This window comes from Rhizobium oryzihabitans, assembly GCF_010669145.1.
GTDB classification, from domain to species: domain Bacteria; phylum Pseudomonadota; class Alphaproteobacteria; order Rhizobiales; family Rhizobiaceae; genus Agrobacterium; species Agrobacterium oryzihabitans.
Window position 1 is genome coordinate 789,038 of record NZ_CP048632.1, and the last position, 18,474, is coordinate 807,511.

The window sequence follows — 18,474 nt, forward strand, 5'->3', positions numbered from 1 at the left end:
TTATCCTCAGCTTCTATTCCAGCGCCATGCCGAACCACACGGTGCCGGGTGTCTCGTGGCTGTCGAGACGCTTGAAGCCGCGCGTTTCCCAAAAGCGCATGCCTGCGCTATTACGCTCACTGGCACCAAGGTGGATGCCGTAGACGTTGTTTTGCCTTGCCATGTCCAGCCAGCGCGACAAAAGCCGTGTGCCGCCGCCTTTGCCCTGCGTGCGCGGTAGAAGGTTCATGTGGATGTGGGCCGGAAACGGGTCAGTGAGCCAGATGGGTGTGCGGCGCGGGTGGTGGATGAAATGGGCGCGGCGCTGGTCGGCGTCCCATGTCTGCTGGTCACCGCCGGGGTCGGGGTAGAGGGCGCGCAGATGCGGCCACCACTCCTCTTCCAGACGCGCTTCGTGCAAGGCCGTATCAAGCGTGCCGGCGATATAACCGCACACACCTTCCTCATCCTCCGCCACAAATACGGCATCGGGCCACAGATGCAGGTAAGGTGCGGAATAGATATGACCCACCATGCGGCCGTCACGGTAGAGCGGCGTCGCGTCTTCCCCGGCGTCCCCGGTTGCAAGACTTATGGCGTAAAGCGCATCCTCATCTTCCAGGCGGGCGGAACGAAAGGTCAGCATCTGCAGCCGCCCTCCATTGCCGCGCATCGACACGCGACGCTGTCACGACAGATCAAAGCACGCTCCATGCCACCGCTTTTTTTCAAATCCGAGCCCCCTCCCGCCGGGAATGCAACAACCGTCATCCACCCCTTCGTCGCTCAGGACGCGGGCGGATACAGAAGATCGATAATATAATTTGGATCGAAGCGGGAATCGAGCATGCCGTAAGTGTGGCGCCAGCCGCCCGCAAGACGGGTCTCCAGGAACGCGTCGGCGATCTTGCCGGCACCCAGCCGGCAAAGCTCGGCAGCGGCCGCAGCGAGCGCGAACTGCTCGACCAGCAGGCGGGCAGCCCCCTCATCGCGCTCGGCAAGGGCGATTGCGGCACGCAGGACGTCGGTGGTCTTTTTGCCGGCAGGCCCAAGATCCCGCTCGAGCGTCTGGAAGACGAGATCGAACAGATCCTTGCCACGCTGAAGAACCCGCAGCACATCCAGCGCCATGACGTTGCCGGAGCCTTCCCAGATGGCGTTGACAGGCGCTTCGCGGTAGTGGCGGGCAATTGGCCGCTCTTCGACATAACCGTTGCCACCGAGGCATTCCATGGCCTCGTAAATCAGCGCGGGCGCGATCTTGCAGCACCAGTATTTCACGATCGGCGTCATGACCCGTGCATAGGCGGCTTCCGCCGGATTGTTACGCGCGGCATCGAAGGCCGACGCCAGCCGGAAGGAAAGCGCCGTCGCGGCGGCGACATCCAGCGCCATGTCGGCAAGAACACGCGTCATGATCGGCTGGCTGACCAGCATCTTGCCGAAAACCGAACGGCCGCGGGCGAAATGCACAGCTTCCGCGAGCGAGGCACGCATCATGCCGGCCGATGCGAGCGCACAGTCGAGCCGCGTCAGCGTCACCATGTCGAGGATGGTGCGCACCCCGCTGCCGGGATCGCCGAGAATATAACCGAAAGCATCGGTAAACTCGACCTCGGCAGAGGCGTTGGAGCGGTTGCCGAGCTTGTCCTTGAGGCGCTGGAAATGCAGACCGTTCTTCGAACCATCTTCCAGATAACGCGGCACCAGGAAGCAGCCCATGCCGTCGCCCATCTGGGCCAGCATCACAAAACCGTCGCTCATCGGCGCGGACAGGAACCACTTGTGGCCGGACAGGCGATAGATGCCCTCGCCCACCCGCTCCGCCGTGGTGCGGTTGGCGCGCACATCCGTGCCGCCCTGCTTTTCCGTCATACCCATGCCGATGGTCACGGCGGTTTTCTGCAGCCCCGGCTTCTGCGAGGAATCATATTTGCGCGACAGGATCTTCGGCACCCATTCCTTCTGCACGCGCGGCGAGGTCATGATGGCGGCGACGGAGGCGCTGGTCATCGTCAGCGGGCAGAGGTGCCCGGCCTCGAGCTGCGAGGTCAGATAGAACTTGGTGGCGCGGGCCTTGTGTTCATTGCCGCGCGTTTCGGCCAGATTTTCCCAGACGCTGGAATGAAGGCCCGATGACATGGAGCGGCGCATCAGCGCGTGCCATGCGGGGTGGAACTCCACGTGATCGAGACGCTCGCCGCGCGGGCCGTGGGTGTGCAGCTGCGGCACGCCCTGGTTGGCCATGCGCGCCAGTTCCTGCGCCTCATGCGAGGTCACGTATCGCCCGAGCTGGTCGAACTCTTCTCTCAGATTGCGGGACAGGCCAGAGGTGAGGTCGACGATCAGCGGGTCGGAACGATAGGCATTGATACCGGACCAGAGGCTGGGCTGGTTCAGTTCGGCGAGCGTTTCTTCTGTCCGGGAATTCTGGGTCATCCACTGCTTCTAGCTGTTTTTTACTGGAATTGCATAGGGGGGTGATATTGCATAATCCCGCCCACAGGAAGCGATTGAGACGATTAAACCCCCGCTTTCAGCATTTTTCAGGACCGGTCTAGAAAATGCCGAACACGTTTCCGGCAAGACCGAGGGACAGCGCCATGAGGAAGCCGGATGCCGTTCCTCGAACGAGCCGCGGCGACGAGTGGCCCGCATGGCGGATGAGAAGCCTTCCAATCGAAATCCCACAAGGACCGCGCATGCCACCAGCGCAAAAAAAGGATGTGCGGCGCCTTGATGTAAGGCAAGCGACGACCCCTCAGCCACTTCAATATCGGTCTCTGCACATGGCAACTCCACTCCGCCTGAAGCGAATGCGTGATCTGGCTGAAACCCAATCATCGCATATGTCGAATATTGTGCATAAGCCATCACCCGACGTGGAACTTTCGGCAGGCTTTTTCGGTTCGCAACTTACTGGAAGGCTGCGCAGGGAGGAAACCATGGAGGCCGGTGTAAGAAAGCTCTTCGAGCGATACGAGCGGTTTTTCAACAGGTCGCTCAACGGCCACATGGATATGGAAGAGGTCGCATCCCTCTATGCGTCAGACTTCATCGCCGCTTCCCCTTCAGGAGTGATGACCGGAAAGAATGACGCGCAACTGAGGCAGGTCATGACAAAGGGTTATGAGCGCTATCGGGCGATAGGAACGAAGGAGATGCGGATACGCAATATCCACCTCTCGCCCATCGATGAACATCATTGCGTCGCCCATGTTGCCTGGACGGCGACCTTTGCCCCCAAAAGCCAGTCGGATGTCGCAATCGATTTCGATGTTCACTACTTTGTCCAGAATCTGGACGGGAAGCCTAAAGTTTTCGGCTGGGCTTCGGGCGACGAGCAGGCGCTTTTGAGAAAGCATGGCATCATCTGACATTCGCTCAAACGCGGTCAGATAGTCCACTTTTTCTCGCACGCTGGGGAAACATCGCCATGTTTTCATTTCAGGGGTTCACGGGTGCTTGCCCCTGCGGCAAGCAATCTCTATAGAGCGCAGGACCGAATTCCGCGGCACTCCACCGGCGTGTTCACAGCGAATGGAGCGCACGGATCAGCATTCGGGCGTTCCGGGCATTTTCACGGGAAAATGCGACGCCCGTCAGGAGGCAAACCGCATGGTCTTCTTCCCCCATCGCCATCTCCTCGGCATCAAGGGGCTTTCCCATCAGGACATCACCCTGCTTCTCGACAAGGCCGACGAGGCGGTGAAAATCAGCCGCCAGCGCGAGAAAAAGACCTCGACGCTCCGAGGCCTCACGCAGATCAACCTGTTTTTCGAAGCCTCTACGCGCACGCAATCCTCCTTCGAGCTTGCCGGAAAACGCCTTGGCGCAGACGTGATGAACATGTCGGTGGGCAACTCCTCGGTGAAGAAGGGCGAAACGCTGATCGATACGGCGATGACGCTGAACGCCATGCGCCCGGATGTGCTGGTCGTGCGCCATTCTTCCGCCGGTGCGGCAGCGCTTCTCGCGCAGAAGGTCGCCTGCTCCGTGGTCAATGCCGGCGACGGTCAGCACGAGCACCCGACGCAGGCGCTGCTCGACGCGCTGACAATCCGCCGCGCCAAGGGCGAACTGTCCGGCATCACGGTGGCGATCTGCGGTGACGTGCTGCATTCGCGCGTCGCCCGCTCCAACATCATCCTTCTCAACCAGATGGGTGCGCGCGTGCGCGTCGTCGCCCCCGCCACGCTTCTCCCCTCCGGTATCCGCGACATGAGCGTCGAGGTCTTCCACGACATGAAGGAAGGGCTCAAGAACGCCGATGTGGTGATGATGCTGCGCCTGCAGCGCGAGCGCATGTCCGGCTCCTTCGTGCCTTCGGTGCGTGAATATTTCCATTATTACGGTCTCGATGCCGAAAAGCTGAAGGCGGCGAAGGAAGATGCGCTGGTCATGCATCCCGGCCCGATGAACCGTGGCGTCGAAATCGCTTCCGAAGTGGCCGATGGTCCGCAGAGCGTCATCGAAAGCCAGGTGGAAATGGGGGTTGCCGTGCGTATGGCCGTCATGGAAACCCTGCTTGTCTCGCAAAACCAGGGTGAGCGCGTATGAGTGCCGTAACCGTTCTCAAGAACCTCCGCATCGTCGATCCCTCCCGCAATCTGGACGAGGCCGGCAGCGTCATCATCAGTGCTGACGGCACGATCCTCGCGTCCGGCAGGGATGCTCACAATCAGGGTGCTCCCGAAGGTGCGACGGTTCGCGACTGCAAGGGGCTGGTGGCCGTTCCCGGTCTGGTGGACGCCCGGGTCTTCGTTGGCGAACCGGGCGGCGAGCACCGCGAAACGATCGAATCCGCCTCGCGCGCGGCAGCGGCCGGCGGCGTTACCAGCATCATCGTCATGCCGGACACTGATCCTGTCATCGACGATATCGCGCTGGTCGAATATGTGAAAAAGACGGCGCGCGACAAGGCGATTGTCAATGTTCATCCCTCGGCGGCGCTGACCAAAGGCCTCAGGGGCGAGGAAATGACCGAGATCGGCATGCTGAAGGAAGCCGGTGCGGTGGCCTTCACCAATGGCCGCAAGGCGCTTTCCGACACGCTAGTCCTGCGCCGCGCCATGACCTATGCGCGCGAACTGGGCGCTGTCATCGCGCTCGAAACCCGCGACAAATATATCGGCGGCGGTGACATGAACGAGGGGCTGTTCGCAAGCTGGCTCGGGCTGTCAGGCGTTCCGAAGGAAGCCGAGATCATCCCGCTGGAACGCGATCTGCGCATTGCCGGGCTGACACAGGCGATCTACCACGCCGCCAAGATTTCCGTGCCGGAATCGGCCGAAGCGATCCGTGTCGCCCGGCAGCGGGGCGTCAAGGCGACCTGTGGCATCTCAATCAACCATCTGACGCTCAATGAGAATGATATCGGCGAATACCGTACCTTCTTCAAGCTCTCGCCGCCGCTGCGCGCCGAAGACGATCGCAAGGCCATGGTGGAAGCGCTGAAAGACGGCACGATCGACATCATCGTCTCTTCGCACGATCCGCAGGATGTGGACACCAAACGTCTGCCCTTTTCGGACGCGGCAAGCGGTGCCGTGGGGCTGGAAACCATGCTGGCGGCGGCGCTGCGGCTCCACCACAGCGGCGAGGTTCCGCTGATGCGGCTGATCGATGCGCTTTCCACCCGTCCGGCGAAAATCTTCGGTCTGGATGCGGGAACGCTTAAAGTCGGCGCAAAAGCCGATATCACCCTGATCGACCTCGATGAACCATGGCTCGTCACGCGGGAACAACTGGTGTCGAAATCCAAGAACACGCCGTTCGAGGACGCCCGTTTCAGCGGTCGCGCTGTGGCCACTTATGTGGCTGGCAAAGCCGTTCATTCCTTGGCATAAGAACACGACAGAGATCACGCAGCCGGCGCGACAGAGGGGACGTTTGAATGAGTGCTTTGACTGACTGGCAGACGGCGCCTGCCCTTCTCGCGCTTGCGGCGCTGATCGGCTATCTGTTCGGTTCGATACCCTTCGGCCTCCTTCTCACCCGCATGGCCGGGCTGGGGGATGTGCGCAAAATTGGTTCCGGCAATATCGGCGCAACCAACGTTCTGCGCACCGGCAACAAGAAGCTCGCCGCAGCGACTTTGCTGCTCGATGCGCTGAAGGGCACCGCGGCCGTCCTGGTTGCCAATGCGCTCTGGGGCTACGAAGCGTCGCTGGTCGCCGGTTTCTTCGCCTTTCTTGGGCACCTGTTTCCAGTGTGGCTCGGTTTCAAGGGCGGCAAGGGTGTGGCCGTCTATATCGGCGTGCTTTTAGGCGCAGCACCGCTAATGATGCTGGCCTTTGCGCTGATCTGGCTCGCGACCGCTTTCATCACCCGTTATTCCTCGCTGTCAGCGCTGCTTGCCATGCTGGTCATTCCCGTGGCGCTCTGGATACTCGGACCTGAAAAGACGGCGCTGCTGGTAACGGTGCTGAGCGCCATTTCCTGGTGGAAACATCGCGAGAACATATCGCGGCTTCTGGCCGGTACGGAAAGCCGGATCGGGCAAAAAGGCTAAGGCCAGTCTTTAAGGATATGTCATGCCGCATGAGGAAACGACACGGCAGGGCATAGAGCTTTCCGCCCGGCAGCGGGTCGCCTGGCTGCGGCTGATCCGCAGCGACAATATCGGTCCCGTCACCTTCCGCGAACTCATCAATCATTTCGGCAGTGCCGAAAAGGCGCTTGATGCCCTGCCCGAGCTTTCAAGGCGCGGCGGTTCATTGCGCAGCCCGCGCATCGCCACGCTGGCGGAAGCGGAAGGCGAAATCGAAACGGCTGAAAGATTCGGCGCGCGTTTCGTCGGCATTGGTGAGCCTGACTATCCACCCGCCTTGCGGCATCTGGACGGTGCGCCGCCGCTGATCGCCATGAAGGGATCGGCATCCACCGCAACAAGACCCTGTGTCGGCATTGTCGGCTCGCGCAACGCCTCCATCAACGGCGCGAAATTCGCCGCAATGCTGTCGCGCGACTGCGGCAGGGCCGGTTATACGATCGCTTCGGGACTGGCGCGTGGCATAGATGCGGCAGCGCACCGGGCAAGCCTTGCAACCGGCACGGTGGCGATGCTGGCGGGCGGTCTCGACCGTCCTTACCCGCAGGAAAATTTCGGGCTGCTCCAGGACATATACGATCAGGGCGGCGCGACCATCAGCGAAATGCCCTTTGGCTGGGAACCGCGCGCACGGGATTTTCCCCGCCGCAACCGGCTGATATCAGGCGTCTCCCTCGGTGTCGTCATCGTGGAGGCGGCGGAGCGTTCGGGTTCGCTGATCACGGCGCGGCTTGCCGGCGAAGCGGGGCGGCTCGTTTTCGCCGTGCCGGGCTCGCCACTCGATGCACGCTGCGAAGGCACCAACCGGCTGATCAAGGAAGGCGCGATGCTGACGACGGGGGCTTCAGATATTCTCGATGCGCTGCGGCCGCTGATGGAGCCGCAATTGCCGTATGAGCGAAAGGTCGAGGAACCGAGATCCGACATCGAGATGTCACCACCAGGGGACGACGAGCGCAGCATCATCGCAGCCGCTCTCGGTCCCTCGCCCGTGGAAACGGACGATATCATCCGTCACACGGGTTTTTCCGCCGCCACCGTTCATCTGGTGCTGCTGGAACTTGATATAGCCGGGCGACTAAACCGGCATGCCGGGGGTCGGGTTTCGCTCTTCGTCGCGGATTGAGAGCTTGCGTCGTCCGCTCTGGATGTCACCGACTTCGACATAGGCCATCTCGATCAGGTAGCAGAGCATATCTGCTCCCTCGCGGCTGGCGACCTGGCGCAGTTCCGCCAGCATCTGGCGAATGTAAGCCAAGTTCTCTCTGGTCCCTTCATTATCGGCATTATTGTTTGTCGCGTTCGGGACCATATATCTATCCTGGAAATTCAATCTGAAACAAACGGCATTAAGTAGATTCAAATCATGTTGGTCACTATAACCAATTTACCAAAGATTGCAATACAACGATAGATTATCCATAGGTTGCACCCGCCTTGGAGCGATAAAATCGGCCTTGCCTCTTGACCCGCGCGCATTACCTGTCCATGTCGAATTATAAAGAGGCCTTGTTGCAGCATTCGGTTGCAACCCGGCTATGTTAACGGACCAGTTCCCAGAGAAAAAAATATGAATGTCGTCGTCGTAGAATCTCCGGCCAAAGCCAAGACGATCAACAAGTATCTTGGTCCCGGCTACAAGGTTCTTGCATCTTTTGGCCACGTCCGGGACCTTCCTGCCAAGGACGGATCGGTGCTGCCCGACCAGGACTTCGAAATGTCCTGGGAGGTCGATAGCGCGTCCGCCAAGCGCATGAAGGACATTGCCGACGCGGTGAAATCCTCCGACGGCCTGTTTCTCGCAACCGACCCGGATCGCGAGGGCGAAGCGATTTCCTGGCATGTGCTCGATCTTTTGAAGAAGAAGCGCGTTCTCGGCGACAAGCCGGTGAAGCGTGTGGTCTTCAACGCCATCACCAAAAAGGCGGTGCTGGATGCGATGGCGAACCCACGCGACATCGACATTCCATTGGTTGACGCCTATCTCGCCCGCCGCGCGCTCGATTATCTCGTCGGCTTCAACCTGTCGCCGGTGTTGTGGCGCAAGCTGCCCGGCGCCCGCTCGGCCGGACGTGTGCAGTCCGTTGCACTGCGTCTCGTCTGCGATCGTGAATCCGAGATCGAACGTTTCGTCTCCGAGGAATACTGGAACATCAGCGCGCTTTTGAAGACACCGCGCGGTGACGAGTTCGAAGCCAAGCTGGTTTCCGCCGATGGCAAGCGCCTGCAAAGCCGCTCGATCAAGACCGGTGAGGACGCCAACCGCCTGAAGGCGCTGCTCGAAGGTGCGACCTATGTGGTCGACACCGTCGAGGCGAAGCCCGTCAAGCGCAATCCCGGCCCGCCCTTCACCACCTCGACGTTGCAGCAGGCGGCGTCTTCACGCATGGGCTTTTCAGCCTCGCGCACCATGCAGGTGGCACAGAAGCTTTATGAAGGCATCGATATCGGCGGCGAGACCGTCGGTCTGATCACCTATATGCGTACCGACGGCGTGCAGATGGCGCCGGAAGCGATCGACGCCGCACGCCGCGCCATTGGCGAGCAGTTCGGCGACCGCTATGTGCCGGAAAAGGCGCGCTTCTATTCAACGAAGGCAAAGAACGCCCAGGAAGCGCACGAGGCGATCCGCCCGACCGACTTTAACCGCACGCCGGATCAGGTGAAGCGTTACCTTGATGCCGACCAGCTGCGTCTTTACGACCTGATCTGGAAGCGCGGCATTGCAAGCCAGATGGCATCTGCCGAAATCGAACGTACCACGGTGGAAATTCTTGCCGACAAGAACGGCGAAAAGGCCGGTCTTCGTGCCGTCGGTTCGGTGATCCGCTTCGACGGCTTTATCGCCGCCTATACCGACCAGAAGGAAGATGGCGAGCAGAGCGACGACGGTGACGACGAAGGCCGCCTGCCACAGATCAATGCGCGCGAAAACCTCGCCAAGCAGAAGATCAACGCCAGCCAGCACTTTACCGAGCCGCCGCCGCGTTATTCGGAAGCATCGCTCATCAAGAAGATGGAAGAACTCGGCATCGGCCGCCCTTCCACCTATGCGGCGACGCTGAAGACGCTGAGCGACCGCGAATATATAATTGTCGACAAGCGCAAGCTCATACCGCATTCGCGCGGACGACTGGTGACGGCTTTCCTCGAAAGCTTCTTCTCCAAATATGTCGAATACGACTTCACCGCCGCTCTCGAAGAAAAGCTCGACCGTATTTCCGCGGGCGAACTGGACTGGAAGCAGGTGCTGCGCGATTTCTGGAAGGATTTCTTCGCGCAGATCGAAGATACCAAGGAATTGCGCGTCACCAACGTGCTGGATGCGCTGAATGAGGTTCTGGCGCCGCTGGTGTTCCCCAAGCGCGAGGATGGGTCGGATCCGCGCATCTGTCAGGTTTGCGGCACCGGCAATCTCTCGCTGAAGCTCGGCAAATATGGCGCTTTCGTCGGTTGCTCGAACTATCCTGAATGCAACTATACGCGCCAGCTCACCTCCGATGGTTCGGAAGCCGAAGCTGCGGCCTCGAACGAGCCGAAGGCGCTCGGCGCCGATCCGATGACCGGTGAAGAGTTGACGCTGCGCTCGGGCCGTTTCGGACCCTATATCCAGCGCGGCGAAGGCAAGGAAGCCAAGCGCTCTTCGCTGCCCAAGGGCTGGAAGCCTGAGGACATCGACCACGAAAAGGCCTTGGCGCTCATCAACCTGCCGCGCGATATCGGCAAACATCCGGAAACGGCTAAGATGATTTCCGCCGGCCTCGGCCGCTACGGACCTTTCCTGTTGCATGACGGTTCCTATGCGAACCTTGAAAGCATTGAGGACGTGTTCTCGATCGGTCTCAACCGCGCCGTCACCGTTATTGCCGAAAAGCAGAGCAAGGGACCGGGACGCGGCCGCAGCGGCACGCCGGCAGCGCTGAAGGAACTGGGTGACCATCCCGATGGCGGTCCGATTACCGTCCGCGACGGGCGTTACGGTGCTTACGTCAACTGGGGCAAGGTCAACGCCACCATTCCAAAGGGGCAGGACCCGGCGTCGGTGACGCTGGACGAGTCCCTGGTGCTGATCGCCGAGCGCATCGCCAAGACCGGAACCGGCGGCAAGCCCGCCAAGGCCAAGAAACCTGCCGCCAAGAAGGCCGATGGCGATGCCGCCGCAAAGCCGAAGGCGACGAAAGCCAAGGCCGCAACAAAGAGCAAGACGGCTGCCAAGCCGAAGGCCGCAGCCAAATCCAAGAAGGCAGAATCGTGAGCAAGGCGCCGCGTCAGAAACAGGGTTCCGCCAGCGACGGCTTTGGACGCACCGGGCGCGGCAAGCGTGTGAGCGAAGGTGAGGGCATCATCCATGGCGAGGTGCCTTCCCGCGAAGTGCTGCTGAAATTCATCGCAGACCATCCGCAGCAGGCCTCCAAGCGCGAAATCGCCAAGGCTTTCGGGCTGAAGGGGGACGACCGCGTTGTTCTCAAGGCGCTGCTGAAGGAGCTTGAAAACGACGGCATGGTGCAGAAGAGCCGCAAGACGCTGACGCGGCCTGGTGGCCTGCCGCCCGTTACGGTTCTCGACATCACCACCCGCGACAAGGATGGCGAATTGATTGGCAGGCCGGCGGAATGGCCAGAAGATATGGGCGCGGCACCTGCCGTGCTCATCCGCCAGTCCTCGCAGGATCGCGGCAAGAAAGCCCCGGCGGCCGGTCTGGGCGACCGCATTCTGGCAAAGATCTTCCCCTCCAAGGACAGCGTCGGCCCAGCCTATACCGCCCGCGTCGTGAAGCTCATCGACCGTCGCCAGAACGCGCTGCTCGGCGTGTTCAAGCAAACGGAAGGCGGCGGCGGGCGGTTGATGCCAATCGACCGGCGCGGCGAGGAGATGGTGATCGACCCCGATGGTGTCGGCGATGCCAAGGACGGCGATCTGATCGAGGTGGAAACCTCACGCAATAGCGGCCGTTACGGCCTGACGCGCGCGAAGGTTCTGTCTGTCATCGGCTCGGTCGCCTCGGAAAAGGCGATCTCGATGATCGCGATCCATGCCCACGGCATCCCGCACATCTTCCCGTCTAACGTTCTGGCCGAAGCGGATGCTGCCAAGCCCGCAACCATGTCGCACCGCGAGGACTGGCGCGACCTGCCGCTCATAACCATCGATCCGGCTGACGCCAAGGATCATGACGACGCGGTCTATGCCGAACCGGATACCTCGCCCGATAACCCGGATGGCGTCATCGTCACCGTCGCCATTGCCGATGTCTCTTGGTATGTGCGATCAGGCGCGCCGCTCGACCGCGAGGCGCTGAAGCGCGGCAACTCCGTCTATTTCCCTGACCGTGTCGTGCCGATGCTGCCGGAGCGCATTTCCAATGATCTCTGCTCGCTGAAGGAAGGCGTCGACCGCCCTGCCCTTGCCGTGCGCATGACCTTCTCCAAGGAAGGCCGCAAGGCGGGCCACACCTTCCATCGCATCATGATGAAAAGTGCTGCCAAGCTTTCCTACCAGCAGGCTCAGGCAGCAATCGACGGCCACCCGGACGACAAGACCGGCACACTGCTGGAGCCGATCCTGAAGCCGCTGTGGCACGCCTATGCCGTGATGAAGCGCGGCCGCGACCGCCGCCAGCCGCTGGAACTCGACATGCCGGAGCGCAAGATTCAGCTCAGGCCCGACGGCACGGTGGACAAGGTCGTCATTCCCGAACGCCTCGACGCGCACAAGCTGATCGAGGAAATGATGATCCAGGCGAATGTCGCCGCCGCCGAGACGCTTGAAAAGAAAAAGCAGCCGCTGGTCTACCGCGTGCATGACGCGCCGACGCTCTCGAAGCAGGAGGTGCTGCGCGAATTCCTCGGCACGATCGGCATTTCCATGGCCAAGGGCGTGGCCATGCGCGCCAATTCCTTCAACGGCATTCTGGCACGCGCACTCGACACGCCGCACCAGATCATGGTCAACGAAATGGTGCTGCGCAGCCAGAGCCAGGCGATCTACAGCCCGGAAAATATCGGCCATTTCGGCCTCAACCTGATGAAATACGCGCATTTCACCTCGCCGATCCGCCGTTATGCCGATCTGATCGTGCACCGTGCGCTGGTGGGGTCACTGGGCCTCGGCGAAGGCGGCATCACCCCGCAGGAAGAGGCGACGCTTGATGATATCGCCGCCGAAATCTCCACCTTCGAGCGGCGCGCCATGGCGGCCGAGCGCGACACCGTCAACCGGCTGATCGCGCATCATCTTTCCGAACGGGTGGGTGAAGAATTCGAGGGCCGCGTCGGCGGTGTCACCAAGGCGGGACTATTTGTCGCGCTGCCGCAGTTTGGCGCGGACGGGTTTGTTCCTATATCTACACTCGGAACCGACTATTTCCTTTACGACGAGGCGCATCAGGCTCTGACGGGGGAAAAGACGGGTCTCGGTTATCAACTCGGCGACACGGTTCAGGTGCGGCTCGCGGAAGCGGTGCCACTGGCGGGTGCGCTGCGTTTTGATATGCTGAGCCCTGGGCGCAAGATGCCGGTCGGCACCCGGTCGTTCCACAAGGCGGGCCGGCGGACATCGCGTCCTGCCGCAAAGCCCGGAACACGGCCGCCCAGAAGGCGACGTTAGGCCGGCGACGCTAACAAGACCGCGGCAGGCGGTAGAAGGAAACGGGAGAAGGACTTAAGGATGAGTGCACATCAGAGCTCGGAAACGGTCACCTTCGGCGACAACAGTGCGGAGCGGCCGCTTGGACGCTCCATCATGCGGGGTATGGCGAACCGCTGCCCGGCCTGCGGCAGCGGCCGCCTGTTTCGCGCTTTCCTGAAGCCGGTGGATAATTGTGCGGCCTGTGGTGAGGAAATGCATCACCACCGTTCCGATGATTTGCCGCCCTACATCTCCATCGTCATCATCGGCCATATCGCCGTCGGCGGTTTCATGATGACGGACATGGTGTTTTCCGTTCCCATGTGGGTGCATTTCGCCATCTGGGTGCCGATCACCATTCTCGCTGCCCTTTTGACGCTGCAGCCGATCAAGGGTGGCGTCATCGGCCTGCAATGGGCGCTTAAGATGCACGGCTTTGACGGAAAGCAGCCAAAAGCGCAGATAGACGGCTCCTCCCACTGACCGCGGGCGGGAACTTTCACGTGCCCCAGCGTCCCACGAATACCGGAGCGGCGAGCACACAGATGCGTCCGCGCGATGCCGCCTCCATTATCCTGTTCGACCGTTCCGGTCCAGCTCTCCGGGTGCTGATGGGCCAGCGCAGCAGCGCCCATGTCTTCATGCCGGGCGCTTACGTGTTTCCCGGCGGCAAACGCGATCCGCGCGACCACGCCCTGCCCTTCTCAAGCGACCTGCATCCCGCTGTCATCAACAGCCTGACAGTCTCTGCGGCGCGCCGCCTGAGCATTGCCGGGGCAAGAGCACTGGCGCTTGCCGCCGCCCGCGAACTTGTCGAGGAAACCGGCGTGGATATCGGGCTCGATAAGGGCGGTCCGGATCTTTCCTGTTTCCGATATGTGGCGCGCGCCATCACCCCGCCCGGCAATATCAGGCGTTACGACACCCGATTTTTTTGCTGTTATGCCGACGAATTGCGGCTGGATACCCGGCTAACCCGAGATTCCGACGAGTTGCACAATGTGCAATGGCTTGACATGAATGACCTTTCCGGTCTGAACATGCCGAAAATCACGCGCACGGTTCTCGAAGATGTCACAAAACTCATGATAGGTGATCCCTCACTGCCCTTTGACAGCCCCGCGCGGCTCTATTTCACGCGCCACGGCCGATTCATTCAAGAGTTTGTATAAAGGCCGTTATGTCACAAATGAAATGCGAAGCGGATGCCATTCACTGGCCCTCACTGATCGCCGCGATTTCCGCCATCAGTGCGGTCGGTGTCGCCATCGGTCTTGGCCTGCCGCTCCTGTCGATCATCCTCGAGAAGCGTGGCATCTCCTCCACCATGATCGGCGTGAATTCGGCGATGGCCGGCGTCGCCGCGATGATGGCAGCGCCGGTGACCACCAAGATCGCCCATGATTTCGGCGTGGCGCGAACGATGCTGTTTGCGGTCGTCGTTTCGGCCCTGAGTGCGCTCTGTTTCTATTTCGCCGACGCCTTCTGGATGTGGTTTCCGCTGCGAATCGTCTTCCATGGCGCAACCACCACGCTGTTCATCCTCTCCGAATACTGGATCAACATGACAGCGCCGCCGAAAAAACGCGGCATGGTTCTCGGCATCTACGCCACCGGACTTGCGGTCGGCTTTGCTGTCGGCCCGCTATTGTTTTCCGTGGTCGGCAGCGAGGGCATCCTGCCCTTCCTGGTCGGCGCGGCGATCATCCTGCTGGCGGCGATCCCGATCTATCTGGCGCGCGGCGAGAGCCCGGAGCTGGACGAGCGGCCCAACCACCATTTCATCCGTTACGTCTGGCTGGTGCCGATGGCGTCCGCTGCGGCTTTTGTCTTCGGTTCGGTGCAGGCGGGCGGCCTGTCGCTCTTCCCGATCTATGCGACGCGTGAAGGCTTCAACGAATCACAGGCCGCACTTCTGCTCACCGTGATGGGCATCGGCAACATGGTCTTCCAGATACCGATCGGCCTGCTTTCGGACCGGATGAAGGACCGGCGCACGATGCTCGCGCTGATGGCCCTTGCGGGCGTTTGCGGCACGTTGGCGCTTCCCCTGCTGGTGGACAGCTGGATCCTCGTGGCGGCCCTGCTGCTGTTCTGGGGCGGCCTCGTATCCGGCATGTATACCGTCGGCCTCACGCACCTCGGATCGCGCCTGAAAGGTGCAGATCTCGTGGCCGCCAATGCCGCCTTCATCTTCTGTTACGCCATGGGCACGATAGCAGGACCACAGGCCGTGGGCATTTCCATGGATGTCGCCGGCACCGATGGCTTCGCCTGGGCGCTCGCCGTGTTTTTCGGGCTTTACGTGGTGCTTTATGCCTTCCGTTTTGTTTTCCGGGCAAAACAGACTTGACTTTTCAGGCGCGATACGTAGTTTCGCGCCAGATTTAGCCGAGGTGAGAAGCGCCTGCGGCTTCTCTTTTGTTTAAAGGCAGGACGACCATGGCGAAAGCTACAACAATCAAGATCAAGCTGCTGTCGACAGCCGACACCGGTACCTTCTACGTCACCACCAAGAACAGCCGTACGTTCACGGACAAGATGACGAAGACGAAGTACGACCCGGTTGTACGCAAGCACGTTGAATTCAAGGAAACCAAGATCAAGTAATTCTTGATCGGGTTCTCCGGCAAAAGCGCGCCCAACGGGCGCGTTTTTTGTTTGTGCGCTAGGGCAAATCCAGCCGCACTCTTATTCGTACGGACATCGCAGGGGAGGATGTGCCGAAGGCCCCTTCCCCGCCATTCCAAGCCAAGCCGGTGACGAGACCACAAGGTGACGCGCGATGAGTGCCGGAAGCCCTCTGTGTCGCGAACGCTTCCGTCGCCCGAATGCATCGTAAGAGAAAACTCCGCTAAAGGCGCGTTACAGGCAGACGGATTTTGAGGGATAAGGCGGTCGGCCAACGATGTGATTACGGCACGAGGAACCGATTCGGACATCGTCAGCCGACCGACCCCACGATTCAGGAGATGCGGCGGACCTGAGCATCATGGGGCATTCGAACTACGCAATACCAGCCCCTGACGAGCGAAATCGCGGCGGTGTCAACCGCCATCATTCCATCATCACAAGACGGAAAACCCGCCGGAAGAACTGTTACTCTCAATAGGGAGTGTGCGCAGAAGTAAAATAAAAATCAACAAATTCTTAAGCCAGAGATACATCACTTGGAAAACATGGTTAAATATACCAAGCTGGCACACTATAGTTCCCTGAGAGATTGAATTCAACGTATTTTTCAACTTGAACTCTATTAACCCTGCTTACTTTCACGCCCTCATTGCAAGAAGATAAAATACAGGCCGCGTCAGGGGCTTGGGACCTATCGAGTCCCTCCTAAAATTCGTTATGCGGCTATTGCCAGTACGCAGCACAAGAAAAAAGGCGCATGAATTCTCCACGTAAAGTGGAGTTTGGGGGGCGTCAGGCCGCAGCTGCCACAACCCGGTTGCGTCCGGCGCCCTTTGCTTCGTAGAGCGCCCTGTCGGCCTGTTTCAAGAGTTCGTCAGGCGTGCCGAAGGCACCTTTACTGGTGGCGATGCCAAGTGAAGCAGTGATGCTCAGTTCGCGGTCGATGGAACGCACGTAAAAAGGCTTGTCCTCGACGATTGCCCGCAGGCGCTCGGCAACGTTTGCCGCCAGCTCCATCGGCGTATCCGGCATGACGACCACGAATTCTTCCCCGCCATAACGGCAGGCGAGATCGGCGCCGCGCACCGTGCTGCGGATACGCGCTGAAAACTCCCGCAGGACTTCGTCACCAACATCATGGCCATAGGTATCGTTGACCAGCTTGAAACGGTCTATGTCGGTCATGCAGATGGAGATCGGGCGGCCACGAACGGCGGCACGGTCGAAAAGTATCCTGAGGTGACTGTCGAGATAACGGCGATTATTAAGACCTGTCAGCCCGTCGACGATGGCAAGTTCCATCGTATGCTGGAGATTGAGCCGCAGATGCTCGTTATAGCGCTTGCGCCTGATCTGCGTGAGCGACCGGGCGACAAGTTCGTTGGGATCGATCGGGCGGAGAATGTAATCGTTCACACCGAGATCGAGTGCGCGCGAAACCATATCGTCCGCCCCCTGCTCCGCCACCAGAAGCAGCGGCAGAAAACGGGTGCGCTCCAGAGAGCGAAGCTGCGAGCACAGTCGCAGCGGATCGTAGTCTTCGAAATTGGAATTGACGATGACGAGTTCGAAGGGGTTGCTCGCTGCCTTCAGCAGTGCCGCCTGCGGCTCGGTGACGGCATCGACCTCGGCAACCGGCTTCAGCGCCCTGACAATGCGCTCCTGCGAGCTGGCACGGCCATCCGCGACGAGCACACGGCCTGGCGTCTGCATAAGGCCATCGCTGCGCAGCATCTCCTCGATGCCGATCTGCCTTGCCGTTTCGGCGCGCATCCGCAATTCGTCACTGACGGCCTTGAGGCGCACCAGGCTTTTGACACGGGCGATCAGCTGAAGATCATTAACCGGTTTGGTCAGAAAATCGTCGGCGCCCGCTTTCAGGCCGCGCACGCGGTCTGACGGCTGATCGAGCGCGGTGACCATGACGACCGGGATATGCGCCGTTTTGGGGTTGGCCTTCAGGCGTTCGCACACCTCGAAACCGTCCATGCCCGGCATCATGATGTCGAGCAGGATGATATCGACCTGTTCCTCGTCGCAGATCGCCAGCGCCTTGAAGCCATCCTCGGCGGTGACGACGTCGAAATATTCCGCCAGAAGCCGCGCCTCGAGAAGCTTGACGTTTGCGGGTATGTCGTCAACAACCAGAACTCTCGCCGTCATAACAGTTCCCCAGTCGCCTTATGCATCGCCAAGATATGTCTTGATGATTTCGATGAATTTCGGAACGGAGATCGGCTTCGACACATAGGCCTCACATCCGCCCTGACGAATGCGTTCCTCATCGCCCTTCATGGCAAACGCAGTGACCGCGATGACCGGAATGACGTGCAGCTCGTCATCCTCCTTCAGCCACTTGGTCACCTCCAGCCCGGAAACCTCCGGCAGCTGAATATCCATGAGAATGAGGTCCGGGCGGTGCTTGCGGGCAAGGTCCAGCGCTTCCATGCCGTTGCGTGTCTGGATCGTCGTATAGCCAGACGCCTCGATCAGGTCGCGAAAGAGCTTCATGTTCAGCTCGTTATCTTCGACTATCATGACCTGCTTGGGCATGGTGAGCAGTCCCCGTTTCGCTTTGAAACCTTCATCCAGACATATAGGGTGTCAGAGAACCGATTCCATCGTCCATTTGTTGCGCAAGGCTAGATGGATTTGGTTTCAAAATAGGTAACTTCGGTAGA

The 18,474-nt window shown here is 60.3% G+C and carries 16 protein-coding genes; 11 read left to right on the top strand and 5 right to left on the bottom strand.

Annotated elements, in window-relative coordinates:
- Positions 1–13 precede the first annotated feature (13 nt).
- On the bottom strand, positions 14–625 hold the full coding sequence (locus tag G3A56_RS04350) for a GNAT family N-acetyltransferase (RefSeq protein ID WP_082184663.1): 612 nt from the start codon (positions 623–625) through the stop codon (positions 14–16).
- A 140-nt stretch (positions 626–765) separates the two neighbouring features.
- Positions 766–2,418, bottom strand: a complete 1,653-nt coding sequence (locus tag G3A56_RS04355; RefSeq protein ID WP_082184160.1) for an acyl-CoA dehydrogenase family protein — start codon at positions 2,416–2,418, stop codon at positions 766–768.
- A gap of 506 nt (positions 2,419–2,924) precedes the next feature.
- On the opposite strand from G3A56_RS04355, the gene G3A56_RS04360 reads away from it, so the two are divergent.
- The 5 genes from G3A56_RS04360 (at position 2,925) to dprA (ending at position 7,658) form a co-directional block, all read left to right on the top strand.
- Positions 2,925–3,356: a hypothetical protein gene (locus G3A56_RS04360; protein ID WP_082184662.1), complete on the top strand. Its 432-nt coding sequence runs from the start codon at positions 2,925–2,927 to the stop codon at positions 3,354–3,356.
- Positions 3,357–3,597: 241 nt separating this feature from the next.
- Positions 3,598–4,539, top strand: coding sequence for an aspartate carbamoyltransferase catalytic subunit (locus tag G3A56_RS04365; RefSeq protein ID WP_003502441.1), 942 nt, complete (start codon positions 3,598–3,600; stop codon positions 4,537–4,539).
- Positions 4,536–5,828 carry a dihydroorotase gene (locus G3A56_RS04370; protein ID WP_082184159.1) on the top strand — a complete coding sequence of 431 codons (1,293 nt, stop codon included), beginning with the start codon at positions 4,536–4,538 and terminating at the stop codon, positions 5,826–5,828. The genes G3A56_RS04365 and G3A56_RS04370 overlap by 4 nt, the downstream gene beginning before the upstream one ends.
- Positions 5,829–5,875: 47 nt before the next feature.
- Positions 5,876–6,493, top strand: a complete 618-nt coding sequence (plsY, locus tag G3A56_RS04375; protein ID WP_003496394.1) for a glycerol-3-phosphate 1-O-acyltransferase PlsY — start codon at positions 5,876–5,878, stop codon at positions 6,491–6,493.
- A 22-nt stretch (positions 6,494–6,515) separates the two neighbouring features.
- Positions 6,516–7,658 carry a DNA-processing protein DprA gene (dprA, locus tag G3A56_RS04380; protein WP_082184158.1) on the top strand — a complete coding sequence of 381 codons (1,143 nt, stop codon included), beginning with the start codon at positions 6,516–6,518 and terminating at the stop codon, positions 7,656–7,658.
- On the opposite strand, the gene G3A56_RS04385 is transcribed toward dprA, so the two are convergent.
- Entirely contained in the window at positions 7,611–7,844 is a 234-nt protein-coding gene (locus tag G3A56_RS04385; protein ID WP_080600295.1) for a hypothetical protein, read from the bottom strand. The two genes, dprA and G3A56_RS04385, sit on opposite strands and share 48 nt — an antisense overlap.
- Positions 7,845–8,102: 258 nt before the next feature.
- Between G3A56_RS04385 and topA the strand changes: the two genes are divergently transcribed.
- The 6 genes from topA to rpmG all read left to right on the top strand — a co-directional run bounded on the left by topA (position 8,103) and on the right by rpmG (position 15,769).
- Entirely contained in the window at positions 8,103–10,787 is a 2,685-nt protein-coding gene (topA, locus tag G3A56_RS04390; protein WP_082184157.1) for a type I DNA topoisomerase, read from the top strand.
- Entirely contained in the window at positions 10,784–13,138 is a 2,355-nt protein-coding gene (rnr, locus tag G3A56_RS04395) for a ribonuclease R (RefSeq protein WP_082184156.1), read from the top strand. The genes topA and rnr overlap by 4 nt, the downstream gene beginning before the upstream one ends.
- 60 nt (positions 13,139–13,198) lie before the next feature.
- Positions 13,199–13,642, top strand: a complete 444-nt coding sequence (locus G3A56_RS04400) for a DUF983 domain-containing protein (RefSeq protein WP_035242571.1) — start codon at positions 13,199–13,201, stop codon at positions 13,640–13,642.
- A gap of 62 nt (positions 13,643–13,704) precedes the next feature.
- Positions 13,705–14,331 carry an NUDIX hydrolase gene (locus G3A56_RS04405; protein ID WP_082184155.1) on the top strand — a complete coding sequence of 209 codons (627 nt, stop codon included), beginning with the start codon at positions 13,705–13,707 and terminating at the stop codon, positions 14,329–14,331.
- Positions 14,332–14,348: 17 nt separating this feature from the next.
- A complete protein-coding gene (locus tag G3A56_RS04410; RefSeq protein ID WP_164056609.1) occupies positions 14,349–15,512 on the top strand; it encodes an MFS transporter in 1,164 nt (387 codons plus the stop codon).
- Between the two features lie 89 nt (positions 15,513–15,601).
- Positions 15,602–15,769 (top strand): 50S ribosomal protein L33, encoded by a 168-nt coding sequence (gene rpmG / locus G3A56_RS04415; RefSeq protein ID WP_003496403.1) that lies wholly within the window; start codon positions 15,602–15,604, stop codon positions 15,767–15,769.
- 816 nt (positions 15,770–16,585) lie between these two features.
- Here the strand turns inward: rpmG and G3A56_RS04420 are convergent.
- Positions 16,586–17,956, bottom strand: coding sequence for a PleD family two-component system response regulator (locus tag G3A56_RS04420; protein WP_164056185.1), 1,371 nt, complete (start codon positions 17,954–17,956; stop codon positions 16,586–16,588).
- A gap of 18 nt (positions 17,957–17,974) precedes the next feature.
- Positions 17,975–18,346 (bottom strand): response regulator, encoded by a 372-nt coding sequence (locus G3A56_RS04425; protein WP_003496409.1) that lies wholly within the window; start codon positions 18,344–18,346, stop codon positions 17,975–17,977.
- Positions 18,347–18,474 lie beyond the last annotated feature (128 nt).

Excerpts from the sequence above, each read along its gene's own strand:
- G3A56_RS04350 (WP_082184663.1), bottom strand. The coding sequence starts at position 625 with ATGCTGACCTTTCGTTCCGCCCGCCTGGAAGATGAGGATGCGCTTTAC.
- G3A56_RS04355 (WP_082184160.1), bottom strand. The coding sequence starts at position 2,418 with ATGACCCAGAATTCCCGGACAGAAGAAACGCTCGCCGAACTGAACCAG.
- G3A56_RS04360 (WP_082184662.1), top strand. The coding sequence starts at position 2,925 with ATGGAGGCCGGTGTAAGAAAGCTCTTCGAGCGATACGAGCGGTTTTTC.
- G3A56_RS04365 (WP_003502441.1), top strand. The coding sequence starts at position 3,598 with ATGGTCTTCTTCCCCCATCGCCATCTCCTCGGCATCAAGGGGCTTTCC.
- G3A56_RS04370 (WP_082184159.1), top strand. The coding sequence starts at position 4,536 with ATGAGTGCCGTAACCGTTCTCAAGAACCTCCGCATCGTCGATCCCTCC.
- plsY (WP_003496394.1), top strand. The coding sequence starts at position 5,876 with ATGAGTGCTTTGACTGACTGGCAGACGGCGCCTGCCCTTCTCGCGCTT.
- dprA (WP_082184158.1), top strand. The coding sequence starts at position 6,516 with ATGCCGCATGAGGAAACGACACGGCAGGGCATAGAGCTTTCCGCCCGG.
- G3A56_RS04385 (WP_080600295.1), bottom strand. The coding sequence starts at position 7,844 with ATGGTCCCGAACGCGACAAACAATAATGCCGATAATGAAGGGACCAGA.
- topA (WP_082184157.1), top strand. The coding sequence starts at position 8,103 with ATGAATGTCGTCGTCGTAGAATCTCCGGCCAAAGCCAAGACGATCAAC.
- G3A56_RS04400 (WP_035242571.1), top strand. The coding sequence starts at position 13,199 with ATGAGTGCACATCAGAGCTCGGAAACGGTCACCTTCGGCGACAACAGT.
- G3A56_RS04405 (WP_082184155.1), top strand. The coding sequence starts at position 13,705 with ATGCGTCCGCGCGATGCCGCCTCCATTATCCTGTTCGACCGTTCCGGT.
- G3A56_RS04410 (WP_164056609.1), top strand. The coding sequence starts at position 14,349 with ATGAAATGCGAAGCGGATGCCATTCACTGGCCCTCACTGATCGCCGCG.
- rpmG (WP_003496403.1), top strand. The coding sequence starts at position 15,602 with ATGGCGAAAGCTACAACAATCAAGATCAAGCTGCTGTCGACAGCCGAC.
- G3A56_RS04420 (WP_164056185.1), bottom strand. The coding sequence starts at position 17,956 with ATGACGGCGAGAGTTCTGGTTGTTGACGACATACCCGCAAACGTCAAG.
- G3A56_RS04425 (WP_003496409.1), bottom strand. The coding sequence starts at position 18,346 with ATGCCCAAGCAGGTCATGATAGTCGAAGATAACGAGCTGAACATGAAG.